13 protein-coding genes and 1 tRNA gene are annotated in these 16,125 nt (G+C 71.2%); 10 read left to right on the top strand and 4 right to left on the bottom strand.

Translation table 11 applies throughout. The annotated features are described in order from the left end of the window. Positions 1-90: 90 nt before the first annotated feature. The 5 genes from ACZ7P3_RS28820 (at position 91) to ACZ7P3_RS28840 (ending at position 4,934) form a co-directional block, all read left to right on the top strand. Entirely contained in the window at positions 91-1,572 is a 1,482-nt protein-coding gene (locus ACZ7P3_RS28820) for an alkaline phosphatase family protein (protein WP_472086178.1), read from the top strand. Between the two features lie 103 nt (positions 1,573-1,675). After that, positions 1,676-2,455 carry an HAD-IIA family hydrolase gene (locus ACZ7P3_RS28825; RefSeq protein WP_472086031.1) on the top strand — a complete coding sequence of 260 codons (780 nt, stop codon included), beginning with the start codon at positions 1,676-1,678 and terminating at the stop codon, positions 2,453-2,455. Positions 2,456-2,561: 106 nt separating this feature from the next. Then, the gene (locus tag ACZ7P3_RS28830; RefSeq protein ID WP_472086032.1) at positions 2,562-3,149 is read left to right on the top strand and encodes a hypothetical protein; all 588 of its coding nucleotides are present in this window, start codon (positions 2,562-2,564) and stop codon (positions 3,147-3,149) included. 14 nt (positions 3,150-3,163) lie between these two features. Next, a complete protein-coding gene (locus tag ACZ7P3_RS28835) occupies positions 3,164-3,826 on the top strand; it encodes a class F sortase (RefSeq protein WP_472086033.1) in 663 nt (220 codons plus the stop codon). A 79-nt stretch (positions 3,827-3,905) separates the two neighbouring features. After that, the gene (locus ACZ7P3_RS28840; protein WP_472086034.1) at positions 3,906-4,934 is read left to right on the top strand and encodes a glycoside hydrolase family 6 protein; all 1,029 of its coding nucleotides are present in this window, start codon (positions 3,906-3,908) and stop codon (positions 4,932-4,934) included. A gap of 90 nt (positions 4,935-5,024) precedes the next feature. Here ACZ7P3_RS28840 and glxA read toward each other — a convergent pair whose 3' ends face one another. The 4 genes from glxA to ACZ7P3_RS28860 all read right to left on the bottom strand — a co-directional run bounded on the left by glxA (position 5,025) and on the right by ACZ7P3_RS28860 (position 10,277). Beyond that, positions 5,025-6,962 (bottom strand): radical copper oxidase GlxA, encoded by a 1,938-nt coding sequence (glxA, locus tag ACZ7P3_RS28845; RefSeq protein WP_472086035.1) that lies wholly within the window; start codon positions 6,960-6,962, stop codon positions 5,025-5,027. After that, a complete protein-coding gene (locus ACZ7P3_RS28850; RefSeq protein WP_472086036.1) occupies positions 6,959-8,995 on the bottom strand; it encodes a glycosyltransferase family 2 protein in 2,037 nt (678 codons plus the stop codon). Before ACZ7P3_RS28850 ends, glxA begins: the two co-directional genes overlap by 4 nt. Positions 8,996-9,306: 311 nt before the next feature. Beyond that, entirely contained in the window at positions 9,307-10,029 is a 723-nt protein-coding gene (locus ACZ7P3_RS28855) for a FadR/GntR family transcriptional regulator (protein WP_472086037.1), read from the bottom strand. 174 nt (positions 10,030-10,203) lie between these two features. After that, positions 10,204-10,277, bottom strand: a tRNA-Lys gene (locus ACZ7P3_RS28860). Between the two features lie 182 nt (positions 10,278-10,459). On the opposite strand from ACZ7P3_RS28860, the gene ACZ7P3_RS28865 reads away from it, so the two are divergent. From ACZ7P3_RS28865 to ACZ7P3_RS28885, 5 genes are all read left to right on the top strand, one after another. Continuing rightward, positions 10,460-11,620, top strand: coding sequence for a peptidoglycan-binding protein (locus ACZ7P3_RS28865; RefSeq protein WP_472086039.1), 1,161 nt, complete (start codon positions 10,460-10,462; stop codon positions 11,618-11,620). Positions 11,621-11,759: 139 nt separating this feature from the next. Beyond that, positions 11,760-12,953: an SPFH domain-containing protein gene (locus tag ACZ7P3_RS28870; RefSeq protein WP_472086041.1), complete on the top strand. Its 1,194-nt coding sequence runs from the start codon at positions 11,760-11,762 to the stop codon at positions 12,951-12,953. 130 nt (positions 12,954-13,083) lie between these two features. Continuing rightward, positions 13,084-13,698 carry a lytic polysaccharide monooxygenase auxiliary activity family 9 protein gene (locus tag ACZ7P3_RS28875; RefSeq protein WP_472086042.1) on the top strand — a complete coding sequence of 205 codons (615 nt, stop codon included), beginning with the start codon at positions 13,084-13,086 and terminating at the stop codon, positions 13,696-13,698. Between the two features lie 177 nt (positions 13,699-13,875). Beyond that, complete coding sequence (locus ACZ7P3_RS28880) at positions 13,876-14,340, top strand: DUF3592 domain-containing protein (protein WP_472086044.1); 465 nt, start codon at positions 13,876-13,878, stop codon at positions 14,338-14,340. A gap of 39 nt (positions 14,341-14,379) precedes the next feature. After that, positions 14,380-16,086, top strand: coding sequence for an AMP-binding protein (locus tag ACZ7P3_RS28885; RefSeq protein ID WP_472086046.1), 1,707 nt, complete (start codon positions 14,380-14,382; stop codon positions 16,084-16,086). Positions 16,087-16,125 lie beyond the last annotated feature (39 nt).

Below are 16,125 nucleotides of genomic sequence, written 5' to 3' on the forward strand. Positions count from 1 at the left end.
ACCACAACGCCCCTGGCACCACCGGGGGCGTTGCCATGCCCGCACACACGCCTTCATCCCTCTCCTACGGAGGTCTCCGTGTCGTCCCGCATGTCCCGCCGCACCTTCCTCTTCTCCGCCGCCGCGGTCGCCGTGGCCGCCGGTCCGCTCGCCGCCGTCGCCCGCGCCGCCGCCAAGACCCCCAAGGTCCTGGTCATCGGCCTGGACGGCGCCCTGCTCCAGCGCATCAAGGACGCCGACGCCCCGAACCTCGACGCCCTGATGGCGGCCGGCCTCACCGCGCCCAGCAGCATCTACGCCGACCCGCTCGCGCCGACCCTGTCCGGCCCCGGCTGGTCGACGATCATCACCGGTGTCTGGCCCGACAAGCACAACGTCAAGGACAACAACTTCACCGGCGCGAAGTTCACCCAGTACCCCGACTTCCTCACCCGCATCGAGACGGCGAAGCCCGCCCTGTCCACGTACGCGGTCGCCTCCTGGAACCCGATCACCGACACCGTCTTCTCCGCGAAGGTCGACACCCGGGTCTCCACCCCGAGCGCCGAGTACGACACCGGCACCACCTCCCGCGCGGTCGCCCAGCTGCGGGACGGCAACCCGGACGCGGTCTTCGTCCACCTCGACAACATCGACCACGCCGGCCACAGCTACGGCGCCGCCTCGCAGCAGTACCTGGACGCCATCCACGGCGCCGACGCCCAGGTCGGCCAGATCGTCGCCGCCGTCAAGGCCCGCGCGGCCTACGCGAGCGAGGACTGGCTGATCATGGTCACCGCCGACCACGGCCACACCGACCCCGGCGGCCACGGCGGCTCCACCCTGCAGGAGCGCCAGACCTTCCTGATCGCCACCGGGCCGGCCCTCGCGACCGGTTCGGTCCGCTACGACGTGAAGATGCCCGACGTCGCCGCCTCCGCGCTCGCCCACCTCGGCATCGCGATCGACCCCGCCTGGGGCCTGGACGGCCGCCCCGTCCAGCAGCCCGTCCCGGACGACTTCGACGCCCTGCGCGGCCAGTTGCAGTCCCGCGTCGACGAGACCGGCATCCCGGCGGCCGTCCTCGGCTTCACCCACACCCCGCCCGCCGGCTGGTCCGTCGACAACTCCGCGATGGGCACCGGCGGAGTCACCGAGTGGCGCGGCTGGTCCTTCACCACCGACGAGTTCTGGACCCAGGCCCAGCGCGACCAGAACCGCGAGTGCAACGTCCGCGCCCGCAACGTCTTCGCGGTCGCCGACGGCGACGAGTGGAACGACAAGGCCCTCACCGGCACCTTCGACTCCACCCTCGTCAGCCCCTCCTACCCGGTCACCGGCGGCCGCACCGCCACCCTCACCTACACCACCTACTACCGTCAGGAGTCCCCGCAGAAGGGCGAGGTCCTCGTCTCCTACGACGGCGCCGCCCCCGTCTCCGTGCGCACCTACACCGCCGACGTCCCCTCCCGCACCGAGACCGTCACCCTCCAGGTCCCGGCCGGGGCGACCACCGCCCGCGTCCGCTTCCGTTACACCGGAGGGAACAACTGGTACTGGGTGGTCGACGGAGTGCGGATCACCCAGTCCTGACCGGGTTCAGGACCAGGCCTCCTGATTAGGCTGGGGGCGTCGGTACGCCGTGGTTCCGGCGCCCCCGCTTCTCGACCGTACGCACGCCAGGAGACGCAAGCACATGGCAGACCGCAAGCCCATAGAGTCGTGGCTCACCGACATGGACGGCGTCCTCATCCACGAGGGCGTCCCGATCCCCGGCGCCGACGCCTTCCTGAAGAAGCTCCGCGACTCCGGCCGCCCCTTCCTGGTGCTCACCAACAACTCCATCTACACCGCCCGCGACCTGCATGCCCGGCTGCGCCGGATGGGCCTGGACGTGCCGGTGGACAACATCTGGACGTCCGCCCTGGCCACCGCCCAGTTCCTGGACGACCAGCGGCCCGGCGGCAGCGCCTACGTCATCGGCGAGGCGGGCCTGACCACCGCGCTGCACGACATCGGCTACGTCCTCACCGACCACGAGCCCGACTTCGTGATCCTCGGCGAGACCCGCACCTACTCCTTCGAGGCCCTGACCAAGGCCGTACGGCTGATCAACGACGGCGCCCGGTTCATCGCCACCAACCCCGACAACGTCGGCCCGTCCACCGAGGGCGACCTGCCCGCCACCGGCTCGGTCGCCGCCCTGATCACCGCCGCCACCGGCAAGAAGCCGTACTTCGTCGGCAAGCCCAACCCGCTGATGATGCGCGCCGGGCTCAACGCGATCGGCGCCCACTCGGAGACCTCCGCGATGATCGGCGACCGCATGGACACCGACGTCCTCGCGGGCCTGGAGGCCGGCATGCGCACCTTCCTGGTGCTGTCCGGGGTCACCCAGCCCGACGACATCGACCGCTACCCCTTCCGCCCCTCCCAGGTCGTCGACTCCATCGCGGACCTGGTCGACCTCGTCTGACCAGGGGCTGCCAAACCCCGCCTCACCCGTTCGGAGCAATCGCGCGCCTCCCGAGGATGCGGAGGCGCGCCCCACGGGGGAGCCTCCCAGTAACTGGAGGTTCACGATGGGCTCACTTCGCCTCACTCTCTGTACGGGAATCCTGGCCGTCACCGCCCTCACCCCGGGGGCGTACGCGGCCGACGACGGCCAAGGAGTCTCCGTGACCCCGGCCTCTCCCGCCCCGGGCACCGACGTGGCCCTGCGGGTGCGCGGCTGCACCGGATCCCAGGGCGCCGCCGCCTCGTCCGCGTTCGTCGCCGACGCACCTCTGACCGGCACCCAGGGCAGCCTGTCCGGCGAGACCCGCGTCCGTTCCTCGCTCGCGCCGGGCACCTACGACGTGCGGGTCACCTGCGCCGGCACCGTGCTCACCAGCAGGATCACCGTCACCGGCCAGGGCTCCGGGCAGTCCGGCGCCACCGACCTGTTCAGCCAGTTCAGCCAGCTCGCCCAGGCCGGCCGGTCCACCGTGTCCCCCTCGCCCGTCGCCCCGGTCCAGGCGGGCGGCGGCGGCACCGCGCACTTCGCCACGGTGGCCGGCAGCGAGTCCGGCCCCGACACCGCCCAGGCCGTGACCGGCCTGGCCCTCGCCGGGACCGCCGCGGCCGCCGTCGGGCTGCTCAGGGCCCGCCGGAGCCGCGGCACGGACTGAGGACGCGTACCGCCATGTCCGACGGACAGGCGCACACCACCGGCACCGGGCGTCTGGCCATGGGCCTGGCCTGGGCGTTCCTGCTGCTCGGGCTGTGGCTGTGGGGGCGCAGCGTGACCGATGTGGCCCAGAGTCCGGCCGGACCCGCAACCGGCGACGTGGCCGGCCTCGGCCGCGCGGCCTGGCTGCCGCCCGCGGCCGAGCCGCTCGGGGCGGCGCCCCCGCAACGCATCGACATCCCCGAACTGGGCGTACAGGCCCCCGTGGTGGTCCGCGGCCTGGACAGCCGGGGCGCCGTCGACCCACCGCCGTTCGACCAGCCCGGAGTGGTCGGCTGGTACGGCTCCGGCACCACCCCCGGCGCGGCGGGGACCGCGCTGATGGTGGGACACGTCGACACCCGGACCCGGCCCGCCGTCTTCTACAAGCTCAGCAGCCTGCAGCCCGGCAACACGGTCCGGGTGGTGCGCGCGGACGGCAAGGTCGCCGGGTTCACCGTCGACGACATCCGCGTCCTGGCCCGCGACGACTTCGACGCCCAGCAGGCCTACGGCCCCCGCAAGCCGGGCCGCGCCGAACTCCGCCTGATCACCTGCGGCGGCGCCTTCGACCGCGCGAGCCACAGCTACACGGCCAACGTGGTGGTCTCCGCGTACCTCACCGGCACCGGCCGGTGAACACCTGCGCGATCTCGTGACCGGCACCGCCCGTGTGCCACGATGGGCATTCGGAACAATGCGCCCAGGGGGGAATCGCATGTACGACACCAGGGGGGCCCGGTCCCCGGCACGGGCACGGGCGTCCGCGGCGGTGCTGGGGGCGGCGCTGCTGCTCGCCGGGTGCTCGTCCGGCGGCGACGACAAGCCTGCCGACCCCGGGGGCACGATCACTCAGCAACCCAAGTCCGCCGACCCGTTCTGGGTGAACCCCGACGGCAACGCGGCCCGCCAGGTCGCCGCCTACGAGAAGGCCGGCAAGAAGTCCGAGGCCGCGCGGATCCGCAGGATCGCCGAGCAGCCCACGGGGGAGTGGATCGGCCCGGAGAACCCCGAGCAGGAGGCCCGCGGCTTCACCGAGGCCGCCGAGAAGTCCGACCGCACCGCCCTGCTCGTCCTCTACAACATCCCGCACCGCGACTGCGGTCAGTACTCCCAGGGCGGCGCCGCCGACGGCAACGCCTACCGCGCCTGGATCGACGCCGTCGCCCGCGGCATCGGCGACCGCGCCGCCACCGTCGTCCTCGAACCGGACGCCGTGCTCCACCTCGTCGACGGCTGCACCCCGGGCCAGTTCCGCGAGGAGCGCTACGACCTCCTCAAGGGCGCCGTCGCCAAGCTCAAGTCCCTGAAGAACACCAAGGTCTATCTGGACGCCGGCAACGCGGGCTGGGGCCACCCCGACCAGATCTTCCAGCCGCTCCGGCAGGCCGGCATCGACCGGGCCGACGGCTTCGCCGTGAACGTCGCCAACTTCTACTCCACCCAGGACTCCCTCGCCTACGGCAAACAGCTCTCGGCGAAGGTGGGGGACAAGCACTTCGTCATCGACACGAGCAGGAACGGCAACGGCCCGTACACCGCCGGCAATCCGGCCGAGCGGTGGTGCAACCCGCCCGGCCGCTCCCTGGGCGAAGCCCCGACGACGAAGACGGCCGACCCGCTGGTGGACGCCTACGTGTGGGTGAAGCGCCCGGGAGAATCCGACGGCACCTGCAAGGGAGGCCCGAAGGCGGGCCAGTGGTGGCCCGCCTACGCCTTGAAGCTGGCGCGGGGGACCACCCCCTGAGGGGCGCGGGGCCGCATCCATGTGCGGCTCCGCCGCGTGCGCGCGCACGACCGCAGCGCTCCCGCGCCCGAGGGCAGGCCCGCGGGAGCGCTACGGCACCTTCACCCACTGCGCCTTGCTCGGCGTCCCCTGGTCGTCGTCCGCGAACAGCATGTACCACCCCGACTGCACCAGATCCCGGCTCTTGGGGACCGTCACGGTGATCTTGTCCCCGGACGTCTTGAAGTCCAGCGCGATGGACCGCTGATCCACGTCCGTCACATGCGTGGACGCGCTGGGCCGGATCAACCGCACCTTCTTGATGCTCGCCGCGTGCCGGGACGTGAAGGTCCCCGAGCCGCCCCGGGCGATCGTCTGCGGTCCACCGCTCAGCGAGGGGCGGGAGTCCCGGTACAGATAGGGCGGCGTGTAGATCTCGATCCGCTGCTCGAACTTCCCCGGCCTGGTGTTCGCCTTGTCCGCGTACAGCGAGTCGGACCCGAAGAACATCACCCGCCCGTCCGGCAGCAGGATCGAGCCGGAGTGGTAGTTCCGCCCCACCAGCGGATCGGCGACCTGGGTGAAGCTGTTGCTGTCGGGGTGGTACAGCCGGGCCTGCAGGATGTTGGAGTCGCCGCGCCCCCGGTAGTCCTCCGAGCCGCCCGACACCAGCACGGTGTCGTCGGGCAGGACCGAGGACTGCGGATACCGGGTCCCCTTCTCCAGTTCGGGCCCGTCCACGAACTTGGGATCCTTGGCCTTCAGGTCGATGAGCCGCGTCTTCTTGCTGGACAGCTTCGACTCGCCGACCCCGCCGCCGCCGATCACCATGAACTTCTCGTCCTGGGCGGGCGGCAGCAGCACGGTCCCGGACGTCTCCATCCGGTCGGGATCGCTGAGCCCGGGCAGCTTGCTGAACGCGTTGGTGCCCACGTCCCAGATGCCGGGATCGCGGCCCACGTCGTCCGGCCCGTACCCCGCGTTGGAACCCGAGTAGAAGATCTTCCCGTTCTGCATCAGGAACAGCGCCGGGTACGTCGGGAACTGACGGATCTTCTGGGTGTACGTCCACTTCTTGGTCTTGGGGTCGAAGATCTCGTTCTTCCCCGGGACCAGCTGGCCGATGTCGTCGAGACCGGAGACGCTGAGGATCTTGCCGTCCGACAGCGTCGTGAGCGTCGGGTACCAGCGGGCCTCGTTCATCGGGTCGACCTTGATGTACCGCTCGGCGACCGGATCGAACTCGTAGGCGTCGCGGATGCCCTGGAAGTCCTTCTTGTCGAGGGCGAGCTTCTGCGCGATGCCGTACGTGTTGCGCGCGTCGGCACCGGACAGCCCCCGGATCCGGTAGTTGTCCTGCGTACCGGTCTCGTACTTGGTGCCGCTGCGCTGCGCCTCGACGTAGATACGGCCGAGCCCCGGGTCGTTGCGCAGGAACGCGCCGGTCTTCGGGTCGAAGACCTTCTTCGCGCGCGGCACCAGCACCGGGTCCTTCGAGACGAAGGTCTTGCCGTTCTCCTTGCCGGTGAAGCCGGTACCCGCCGGCAGCGTCATCGGCTTGTCCGGGTTCTCGTTGTGGACGATCATCAGGCCGCCGGCCTTGGTGACGTCGCCCTTGAGTTTCTCGTACCGCTTGGTGCCGCCCGCGATCAGCAGATTGCCGTTGGCCAGCTGGGTGTGGCCGGTGCAGAACAGATCGCTGGGCGTCGGGATCTTCTTGATGGTGCCCTTGACCGGGTCCCAGATACGGGTGTCGAACTTCTTCTTGTCGAAGTTGTCCTGGTTGTTGCCCGAGCCCGCGACCAGCAGCACCTTGCCGGTGTGCAGGAGCGCCGCGTGGATGGTGTCCTGGCGGTACTCCGGAGGGAACTCGACGATGTCCCAGTGGCCGTTCGCGGCCTTGTACTCGGGCTTGTTGATCTTGTACTGGTGGTACTGCTCGGTTCCGAAGCGGTAGAGCCACGGCCCGTTCATCCCGGCCAGCGCGAGTACCACCGCCGTGCCTATCGCGAGTCGACGGGCACGACGGCGGCCGGCCTGGTCCTTCATTCCTTACGTCCCCCAAGTCCACCAAGGGCGATCTGCATGGTCTGGTCGTTGTCCTCCGCCGGATCCCCGCCCGGTCCCCCGGACGAGGCGGCCCAGGTGGGCCGCTGCTGGCGGGCATGCGCCGCGGGCGGGCGGTGCGGCGCAAGGGCCGCGTACTGCGCGGGCACCGCGTCCTGCGGTTCCGCCACCGCCGGTGCGGGTGCGGGTGCGGTCGCCCCCGCCCCCTGCCGGGCCTTCTTCTTCTCCTGCCGCAGCGCGTACCGCCAGGCGAAGATCGGCGAGGCGGTGATCAGCAGGGCGAAGACCGCCCACGTGATCATCGCCGGGTGGGAGTGCCCGAACAGGAAGCCGGCCGCGAGCGAGCCGGCGAAGACCAGGATGAAGAACCAGTGGATCCGGAACGTCCCGAACAAGGTGTCGGGGCTGGCCGATTCGCCCTTCGGGGTCACCACGAACTTGCTCTTGCGGCGCAGCACCGCGTCCATCAGCGAGCGGGCGTAGACCGGCGCGGACAGGGCCGACATCACCATGCCGGCGACACCGCCCGAGCCCTCCGGCTCGTGCGGGGAGACGTTGTGCCGGCGGTTCCAGATGTACAGGCCGATCTGGAGCGCGGAGGCATTGCCGTAGAGCATCAGCCACACGGTCGGGTCGATGTTCACACCCGAGGCGCCCAGACCCAGGAAGAGGGCGCAGCTCAGCGCCGCCAGGATCCAGTTGAGGGCGGACATCGGATAGAAGATGATCATCATCGTGTAGTTGAAGAGCTTGCCGGGCGGCAGCGAGAAGAAGCCCTTCCAGTACTGCTTGAGGATCGTCTCGTAGGTGCCCCGCGACCAGCGCAGCTGCTGGGTGAAGAAGTCGGTCCAGGCGTTCGGGCCCTCACCGACGGCGAGCACGTCCGGGGTGTAGACGGACCTCCACTTCCTGCCCGTCGCCGGGTTCGTGGCGCGGTGCATCTCGAACCCGGTCGCCATGTCCTCGGTGATCGAGTCGTACAGCCCGCCGATCTGCTTGATGGCGCCGATGCGCACGGCATTGGACGTGCCGACGAACATCGGGGCGCCGTAGCGGTTGCCGGCGCGCTGGATCAGCGCGTGGAAGAGGAACTGCTGCGACTCGGCGGCCTTGGTGACGAAGGTGTCGTAGTTGCCGTAGACCTGCGGGCCGATGACGAAGCCGACGTCGGGGTCGCGGAAGTAACCGAGCATCCGCTCCAGGTAGTTGGGCAGCGGAACGTGGTCGGTGTCGACGGAGGCGAAGAAGTCGTAACCGTCGCCGTGCGCCTCCAGCCAGGCGTTGTAGTTGCCGTGCTTGGTCTTTGCGCGGTGCGGGCCCTTGGGCTGGTTCCACCGGGCGACGCCCTTGCGGGTGAAGTGGTGGACGCCGAGCCGGGCGCAGACCTCCTTGACGGCCGGGTCGTCGCCCTCGTCCAGCAGCCATACGTGCAGCAGGCCCCGGTGACGCAGCTTCACCGCCGCCTGAAGCGTCTTCGTCACCATCTCCAGCGGCTCCTTGCCGGGCACGAAGGAGGTGAGGAAGGCGACGCGGGTGCCGGTCTCCGGCACGACCGGGACCGGGTCGCGGGCGACCAGCGTGGCATGCGCGTTGGACAGCACGTTCATGCAGCGGAAGAACTCGATCAGACCGATCGAGACCAGCATGACGACGTCCAGGGCCGGCAGGAAGTCGTAGGCGGGGTAGTCGCGTTCGGTCCAGTGCTCGGGCTGCAGCAGCCAGGCCAGCAGGACCAGCGACAGCAGCGGGGCGGCGCCCAGCATGAGCGCGGCTCGTATGCGGTGCGGCTCCTGAGAGAGCAGCGAGCGGTACTGGACCCTGTAGGGCTTGCCCGGGTCGGGCTGGGTGAGGGGACCCGCAAGCCGGCTGTAGTGCTCGTAGTCGTATCTCGGCAGGCTCTTCTTGATCCTGCGGAACTGGCCTGTGTGGTGCGTAAGTGTCCGGAGCCGAGTGGTCTGTGACGGGTCGTTGTGCTGTTCTTGGCTCTGCCGGGCGCCCGTCGGCGTCGACGTCATGAGTCATTCCCCCCACACGCAGGTCACCGCGTGTTCGTCGGTTCGTCCGCCCGTTCGGGGTCCCCTCGGCCGTCACGGGCAGGTCAGTGGTGAGTCGCCGTCACCACGCCTTGCACACCCTAGAGACATAGGACTGCGACCTTCCGGTTGCATGATGCCCCCCTCGGCACCAGTTCATGAACGGGGCCCCCTCCCCGTTGACGGGCAACCGGCTGTTCTCCCCCAACTGCCGCGATTCCGCGGCTTTGTGAACCCCCAGGGTTCTACGGCGTTCAGCATGATCGCAAGACGCGAAACGCCGTGTTTACCGGTCAAACCCGTTCATTGTGGCGCGGGTGAGGCGCGCGAGGCTCGGGCGCGCCGGTGGGAGCGAGGCGGGCACGGATGTTGCCGAAGTGGTCTCTTATCGCCTCCTCTGCCCGTATGGAATCGCCCGACCGGACGGCGTCCAGGATCTCCCGGTGCTGACGGCAGGTGACCCGGGGGTCCTGCGGCACGTCCACCAGATCCCGCTGGACCCGGTGGAAGGCGTCCCAGAACGCCTCCAGGACCTCGCTCAGCAGCACGTTGTCCAGCCCCCGGTAGAGGGTGGCGTGAAATGCCCGGTCCGTTTCGGCGAGGCCGCGTCCCTCGGCGGCCTCCTGATCCATACGGTCCACGAGGGCGTTCAGTTCAACGAGGTCGGATTCCGGCAGCCGCCCGGCCAGCCGTGAGACGAGGCCCGCCTCGACCGCCTCGCGCAGTTCCAGCAGCTGCAGCAGGGAGTCCTCGCCCCGGTAGTGCCCGGCGACCGTGCGGAAGGCGAGGCCCTCGATCATCGGGGCCAGCGACATCGGGCCGACATACGTCCCGAAGCCGTGGCGGATCTCCACGATCCCCATCGCCTGCAGCGCCTTCAGTGCCTCCCGCACCGAGTTCCGGCTCGCCCCGAGGAACTCCATCAGCTCGGGCTCGGTCGGCAGCGGCGCGCCCGAGGGCAGCCTGCGGTCGATGATGAGCTTCTTGATCCGCTCCTGGAGGTCACGAGCTGCCATGGCCAGAGGGTATCCGGCCACACAGCAAGAAGGCCCCCGCGTGAACGGGGGGCCTTCCGCGACGGCGGTGGGGGTGAGGGTGGCGGAGTCCCCGCCCGCGCGGCACAGCCGCGCAAAAACAGAGATGGCGAGCCGGTCCCGCGTTTCCGCGGACGTGGCTCGCCATCGTCATCGTGCGCCGCCAGGGACTCGAACCCCGGACCCGCTGATTAAGAGTCAGCTGCTCTAACCAACTGAGCTAGCGGCGCTTGCTGACAAGAGAACTCTACCTGACCTGGAAGGGTGCTCACGACCACGCCCGGGTGCCGGGGGAGGGTGCGCGGGGGGCTGTACATCATTCGGACCGTCAACATGCGCGTCCCGACCACAGTTGTGAAACTGATCAACGTGCACACTCGCGGACATTTCCACCGAATGTGAGGCAGATCGCATGACTACCCCGGTGTTCGAGGACGTCGACCCCGTGAGCGACTGTGACTGCCCCGGCTGCGTCCACGGGCGGCTGACAGGCTCCGGCCGGCTGCCCGCCCGCTTCGGCGGCCGTCCGGCGGTCCGAGGGCTCGTGGTCGTGGCGGCGGCCGCGTCCGCCGCCCTGGGCTCGGCCCTCCCGGCGGCCGCCCACGCCTCCCCCCACGCCCCGCACCGTCCCGCAGTCCCCGCCGCGGACGGCGACCCCGCCACCCCACAGGGCAAGAAGTCCCCGCTGTACGGCCCGGACGCCGCCCATCCGGCCGAGCCCCCGGCCGTCCCGATTCCCGCCACCACCCGGGCCGAGATCATCGACCGGGCCAAGATCTGGGTCGCCGCGAAGGTGCCCTACAGCATGGAGGACTACTGGACCGACGGGTACCGGCAGGACTGTTCCGGCTATGTCTCCATGGCCTGGGGGCTGGGCACGAACGAGTGGACGGGCAGCCTCGACCAGTTCGGGGTGAAGATCACCAAGGAGGAGCTGCAGCCCGGCGACATGCTGCTCTTCCACAACCCGGACAACCCGGAGAACGGCTCCCACGTCGTGCTCTTCGGCGGCTGGACGGACTCCGCCCACACCTACTACACGGTCTACGAGCAGACGCCCCCGCACGCCCGCACCCAGCCCACCCCGTACCCCTACTGGACGCACGCCGACAAGTACGTCCCGTACCGCTACAAGGGGGTGCCCACCGCGATCACGGGCAAGGACCCGGCCGTCACGGGCAAGGACCCGGCCGTCACGGGCAAGCAGCCGGCGACCGACGACAAGGCTCCGGCACGCTTCCCCGGCGCCGGACACCCCGGTCCCCGCGCACACGGCGAGGAGGCGGCCGAACCCCGGCCCGCCGGGCCCTTGCGGACACCCGCCTCGCACGGGGTGGCGGGCTATCCCGGCCGGAACCTCTTCCGCCCGGGCGAGGAGAACGCGTACATCACCGAGCTGGGGAAGCGGCTGGTGGAGAAAGGATTCGGCAGCTTCTACGCCACCGGACCCGGCCCCCGCTGGGGTGACGCGGACCGGCGGGCCGTGGCGGCCTTCCAGCGCAGCCAGGGCTGGCGGGGCGGCGCGGCGGACGGCTACCCGGGCCCGGAGACCTGGCGCCGCCTGTTCGCCTAGGCGCCACCCGTGCCGCGCGCAGCATCCGCCCGTGCTGCGCGCGGCCGCACCCCTGAGCACCCCTGATTCCACTCCCACTGCCGGCACCACTGCCGGCACCCCTGTCATGACGCATCTGGCGCGGAGGCTGGAGGCACGCATGAGTACGACCACGTCACACACACCCGAGTCCGAGGAGCATCCCGACGGCCCGCCACCCGCGGCGGGCCCGGGTGCCGCGGGAGGCACGGGGAGCCCGGCGGTCCCGGCCGGCCCAGGAGGTACGGTCACCCGTCCGGCCCGGCTGATCCAGAACGAGGTGACCACCGAGATCCCGGTCCATCTGCTCTTCCGGGACGAACCCGAGCCGGTGCCGGTGCCGCTGAAGCCCGCCGTGGTGGGCCGCCGCCAGGGCACCGGCGAACAGCCGCGCCTCGCCCGCCCGGCCCCGGCCCGCAGCCGGGCGGTGCCGCAGGTCGACCCGGACCTGGTGGAGCGGCCGGCGCGGGTACTGCCCGGCGTGGCCGGGGTACTGACCGGCACGGTCGGCCTCGCGGGGTGCCTGGCCACCTCGTGGTGGGCGGGCGTGCTGCCGCCGCTCGCGGTGGAGTCGCTGCGCCTGCCGGCGTACACGGGCGCGGGTCTGGGGCCGGCGCAGTGGGCGGCGTACGCCGGAGCCGGGGCGCTGGGGCTGACCGGCTTCGGCGGTCTGGCCCGGGGCCGTACCGGGCAGGCCTGGCTGCTCGGGCTGTTCGGCCGCTACCGGGGGACGGTCCGGCGCACCGGCCTGCTCTGGGTGAACCCGCTGCTGCGGCGGCGCCGGGTCGACGTCCGGCTGCGGCACTGGCGCAGCGAGGCGATGCCGGCGGCGGACGCCAACGGGGTGCCGCTGCGGGTGGTGATGCTGGTGGTGTGGCGGGTGCGGGACACGGCGCGGGCCGTGCTGGAGATCGACGACCACGAGACGTATCTGCGGGAGTGCGTGGAGGCCGCGCTGGCCCGGGTTCCGGTGGAGCTGCCGGGCGGCACCCGGGGCGGGGTGACGGCGGCGGGCGAGACACTGACCCGGCTGGTCGCGGCGGACGCGGGGCCGATCGGCCTGGAGGTGTTCTCGGTGCAGCCGGTCCGGGTGGAGTACGCCCCCGAGGTCTCGGCCGCGATGCACAAGCGCCGGATCGCCGCCCTGGACGCCCGCCAGCGGTCCAGCATGCTCAACTCGGTCGTGGACTCGGTGGAGGACACGGTGACCCGGCTGACCGTGCGCGGTCTCGTCGAACTCGACGACTACGAGCGCAAGGTGCTGGTCCGCGACCTGACCGTGGCGTTCTGCTCGGGACGCGGGGAGCCGGTGTGAGGTGCCCGCGGAGGGGGTGTCGCGATTGGTATGGACATGTTCAACTAGCGCCAATAATCTGAGACTTGGTCTAGACCTACCGCACGGCTCAGCTCAGTGAACCTCCCCCACGTTCTCCAGGAGCGGCAGCATGCGCACAAAGACCAGACTCTCTGCGTTGTCCGCATCCGTGCTGGGCGTGGTGACCGCCGGAGCCTTCGTGCTCTCCACCGGCGGCGCCAGCGGGCACGGCTACACCGACCTCCCCATCAGCAGGCAGAAGCTCTGCCAGAACGGCACCGTGACGAACTGCGGCGACATCCAGTGGGAGCCGCAGAGCGTCGAGGGCCCGAAGGGCTTCCCGGCCGCCGGGCCCGCCGACGGCCAGATCTGCAACGGCGGCCTGAGCCGCTTCGCCCAGCTCAGCTCGCCCGTCACGCCGTCCGGCGCGGCCTGGCCGACCACCAAGGTGACCGGCGGTCAGTCGTACACCTTCCGCTGGCAGTTCACCGCCATGCACGCCACGACGGACTTCAAGTACTACGTCACCAGACAGGGCTGGAACCAGAACCACGCCCTCGCACGCTCCGACCTCAACCTCACCCCGTTCCTGACGGTGCCGTACAACGGCCAGCGTCCGCCGGCCACCCTCAGCCACAGCGGCACACTGCCGTCCGGGCTGAGCGGTCACCACGTCATCCTCGCGGTGTGGACGATCGCCGACACGGGCAACGCGTTCTACGCCTGCTCCGACGTCACCTTCTGATCCCCCCCACGGGCAGGGTCCGCGTGCGCCGGTGCCGGCGTTCCGGTTGCCGGCGCATGCGGATCGGAGTGTCCCGATTCTGCTACTGAGCTTCTCTTGAGCCGGGTTGTCCCGCTCACCGGGTACGTTCCTCGCACGCCGGCCGAGCGGGACGGCGAACGGACCTCGGGGGGTCTCATGGAACTGCTCCTGTACGTCATACCCACCCTCATGATCGGCGGCATCGGGTACGCGGCCCTTCTGCTGGTCCGGCGGGCCCGGCGGATCAGCCGGACCTGGGAGCACGGCCTGGTCGCCGAGGGCCGCTGCCTGCGGGCGTACACGACGACTAGCGGGGGCGGCGGGGACACCTCCGTGAGCACCACCCTCCACCACGTCTACGAGTTCACCACCCGCGAGGGCCGCACGGTCCGCTTCGACGAGGAGAACGGCCCCTCGACCGTCGTGGACGGCGACTTCGTCACCGTGCGCTATCTGCCGGAATGCCCCGAGCGGGCCACCGCGCTTCCCCCCTCGCGCGGCAGGCTCGCCTTCGGCACGGGGTGCGGTCTGGCGTTCCTCGGGGTCGCCATGTCCTTCTGTGTGGGCTTCATCGTCGTCGTCCACATGGCCTTCTCGGAGTCGCAGGGGATGCTGCCGTGACCCTCCACATCTGACGAACCGTCATCTACCGTGCGCGTCATGGAACCCATGACGCGCACGGTCGCCGAGCTGGTCGCGGCCCGCTGGGGAGACCACCGGCCGGGACTGTGGTGCGAGGAGCGGGTGCTGTCCCACCACCAGGTGGCCGCCGGGGCCGCGGCCCGTGCGGCGCTGCTCGCCGATCTGCTGCCACCGGGTGCCGTACGGCACGTCGGCGTGCTGCTCGACAACACCGAGGAGTTCCCGCTGTGGCTCGGGGCGGCCGCCCTCGCCGGGGCGGCCGTCGCCGGGATCAACCCCACCCGCCGGGGTGCCGAGCTGGCCCGCGACATCCTGCACACCGAGTGCCCGGTGCTGGTCACCGAGCGGGCGCACCTGCCGCTGCTGGCCGGGCTCGGCCTGCCCCGGCACTCCCCTCGCGCGAGCGGGGGCGAGCGGGCGGGAGTGCGGATCCTCGTGACCGACACCCCGGAGTACGGCGCCCTCCTCGCCCCCTACGCCGACGCCGTGCCCGATCCGTCCCGGGCCGCCCCGGCCGACCGGATGCTCCTCTGCTTCACCTCCGGGTCCACCGGCGCGCCCAAGGCCGCGATCTGCTCCCAGGGCCGTCTGGCCGCCGCGGGGTACGCGCTGGCGGGGCAGTTCGGGGTGCGGGCGCAGGACGTGCACTACGTCTGCATGCCGATGTTCCACGGCAACGCGGTGATCGCCGACTGGGCGCCCGCGCTGGCCGCCGGAGCCGGGGTGGCGCTGCGCCGGCGGTTCTCGGCGTCCGGGTTCCTCGCGGACGTGCGCCGGTACGGGGCGACGTACTTCACCTATGTCGGGCGGGCCGTCCAGTACGTCCTGGCCACCGAGGCGCGGCCCGACGACCGGGACAACCCGCTGCGGACGGGCTTCGGGACGGAGGCCGGGGCGGTGGACGCGGCGGCCTTCGAGCGGCGGTTCGGGGTGCGGCTGGTGGAGGGGTACGGCTCGTCCGAGGGCGGGGCGGCCGTCCAGTGGGCGCCGGGCACCCCGGCGGGTGCGGTGGGGCCGGCGGGGCCAGGACTGGCGGTGCTGGATCCGGCCACGGAGCGGGAGTGCCCGCCGGCCGTCTTCGGCACCGGTGGACGGCTGGTCAACGGCGACGAGGCCATAGGCGAGCTGGTCAACCGCGGGCCGAACCCCTTCGAGGGGTACTGGCGCAACCCGGCGGCGGAGGCCGAGCGGCGGCGGGGCGGGGCCTACTGGACCGGGGACCTCTTCTACCGGGATGCCGAGGGCTATCTGTACTTCGCGGGCCGTACCGGCGACCGCATCCGGGTCGACGGGGAGAACCTGGCCGCCGCGATGATCGAGAACATCGTCGCCCGGTACGAGGGTGCGGTGGCCGCCGCCGTGTACGGGGTGCCGGATCCGGTCACCGGCGACCAGGTGATGGTGACCGTCGCGGGGCGGTTCGAGCCGGAGGGCTTCGCGGCGTTCCTGCGGGCGCAGCCCGACCTCGGGACGAAGATGGCGCCCCGGTTCGTGCGGGTGGTGGAGCGGATGCCGGTGACCGCGACGAACAAGATCCACCGGGCACTGCTCAGGCGTGAGGGTTTCCGGTGCGCCGATCCGGTGTGGTGGCGGCCGTTCGGGGAGGACGCCTACCGGAGGCTGACCGCGGAAGACGTCGAGGGGCCCCTCGGCTGCGCGAAGGACCCCTCGACGGGGAGCGGGGTTGGCGGAGCCCCCGCCCCGCGCGGCACAGCCGCGCAATAACAGAGATGGCGAGCCGGTTCCGCGTTTCCGCGGACGTGG

This window comes from Streptomyces sp. NPDC107581 (genome assembly GCF_055657175.1).

Coding starts and splice junctions, on each gene's coding strand:
- ACZ7P3_RS28820 (WP_472086178.1), top strand. CDS start 91: ATGTCCCGCCGCACCTTCCTCTTCTCCGCCGCCGCGGTCGCCGTGGCC.
- ACZ7P3_RS28825 (WP_472086031.1), top strand. CDS start 1,676: ATGGCAGACCGCAAGCCCATAGAGTCGTGGCTCACCGACATGGACGGC.
- ACZ7P3_RS28830 (WP_472086032.1), top strand. CDS start 2,562: ATGGGCTCACTTCGCCTCACTCTCTGTACGGGAATCCTGGCCGTCACC.
- ACZ7P3_RS28835 (WP_472086033.1), top strand. CDS start 3,164: ATGTCCGACGGACAGGCGCACACCACCGGCACCGGGCGTCTGGCCATG.
- ACZ7P3_RS28840 (WP_472086034.1), top strand. CDS start 3,906: ATGTACGACACCAGGGGGGCCCGGTCCCCGGCACGGGCACGGGCGTCC.
- glxA (WP_472086035.1), bottom strand. CDS start 6,962: ATGAAGGACCAGGCCGGCCGCCGTCGTGCCCGTCGACTCGCGATAGGC.
- ACZ7P3_RS28850 (WP_472086036.1), bottom strand. CDS start 8,995: ATGACGTCGACGCCGACGGGCGCCCGGCAGAGCCAAGAACAGCACAAC.
- ACZ7P3_RS28855 (WP_472086037.1), bottom strand. CDS start 10,029: ATGGCAGCTCGTGACCTCCAGGAGCGGATCAAGAAGCTCATCATCGAC.
- ACZ7P3_RS28865 (WP_472086039.1), top strand. CDS start 10,460: ATGACTACCCCGGTGTTCGAGGACGTCGACCCCGTGAGCGACTGTGAC.
- ACZ7P3_RS28870 (WP_472086041.1), top strand. CDS start 11,760: ATGAGTACGACCACGTCACACACACCCGAGTCCGAGGAGCATCCCGAC.
- ACZ7P3_RS28875 (WP_472086042.1), top strand. CDS start 13,084: ATGCGCACAAAGACCAGACTCTCTGCGTTGTCCGCATCCGTGCTGGGC.
- ACZ7P3_RS28880 (WP_472086044.1), top strand. CDS start 13,876: ATGGAACTGCTCCTGTACGTCATACCCACCCTCATGATCGGCGGCATC.
- ACZ7P3_RS28885 (WP_472086046.1), top strand. CDS start 14,380: ATGGAACCCATGACGCGCACGGTCGCCGAGCTGGTCGCGGCCCGCTGG.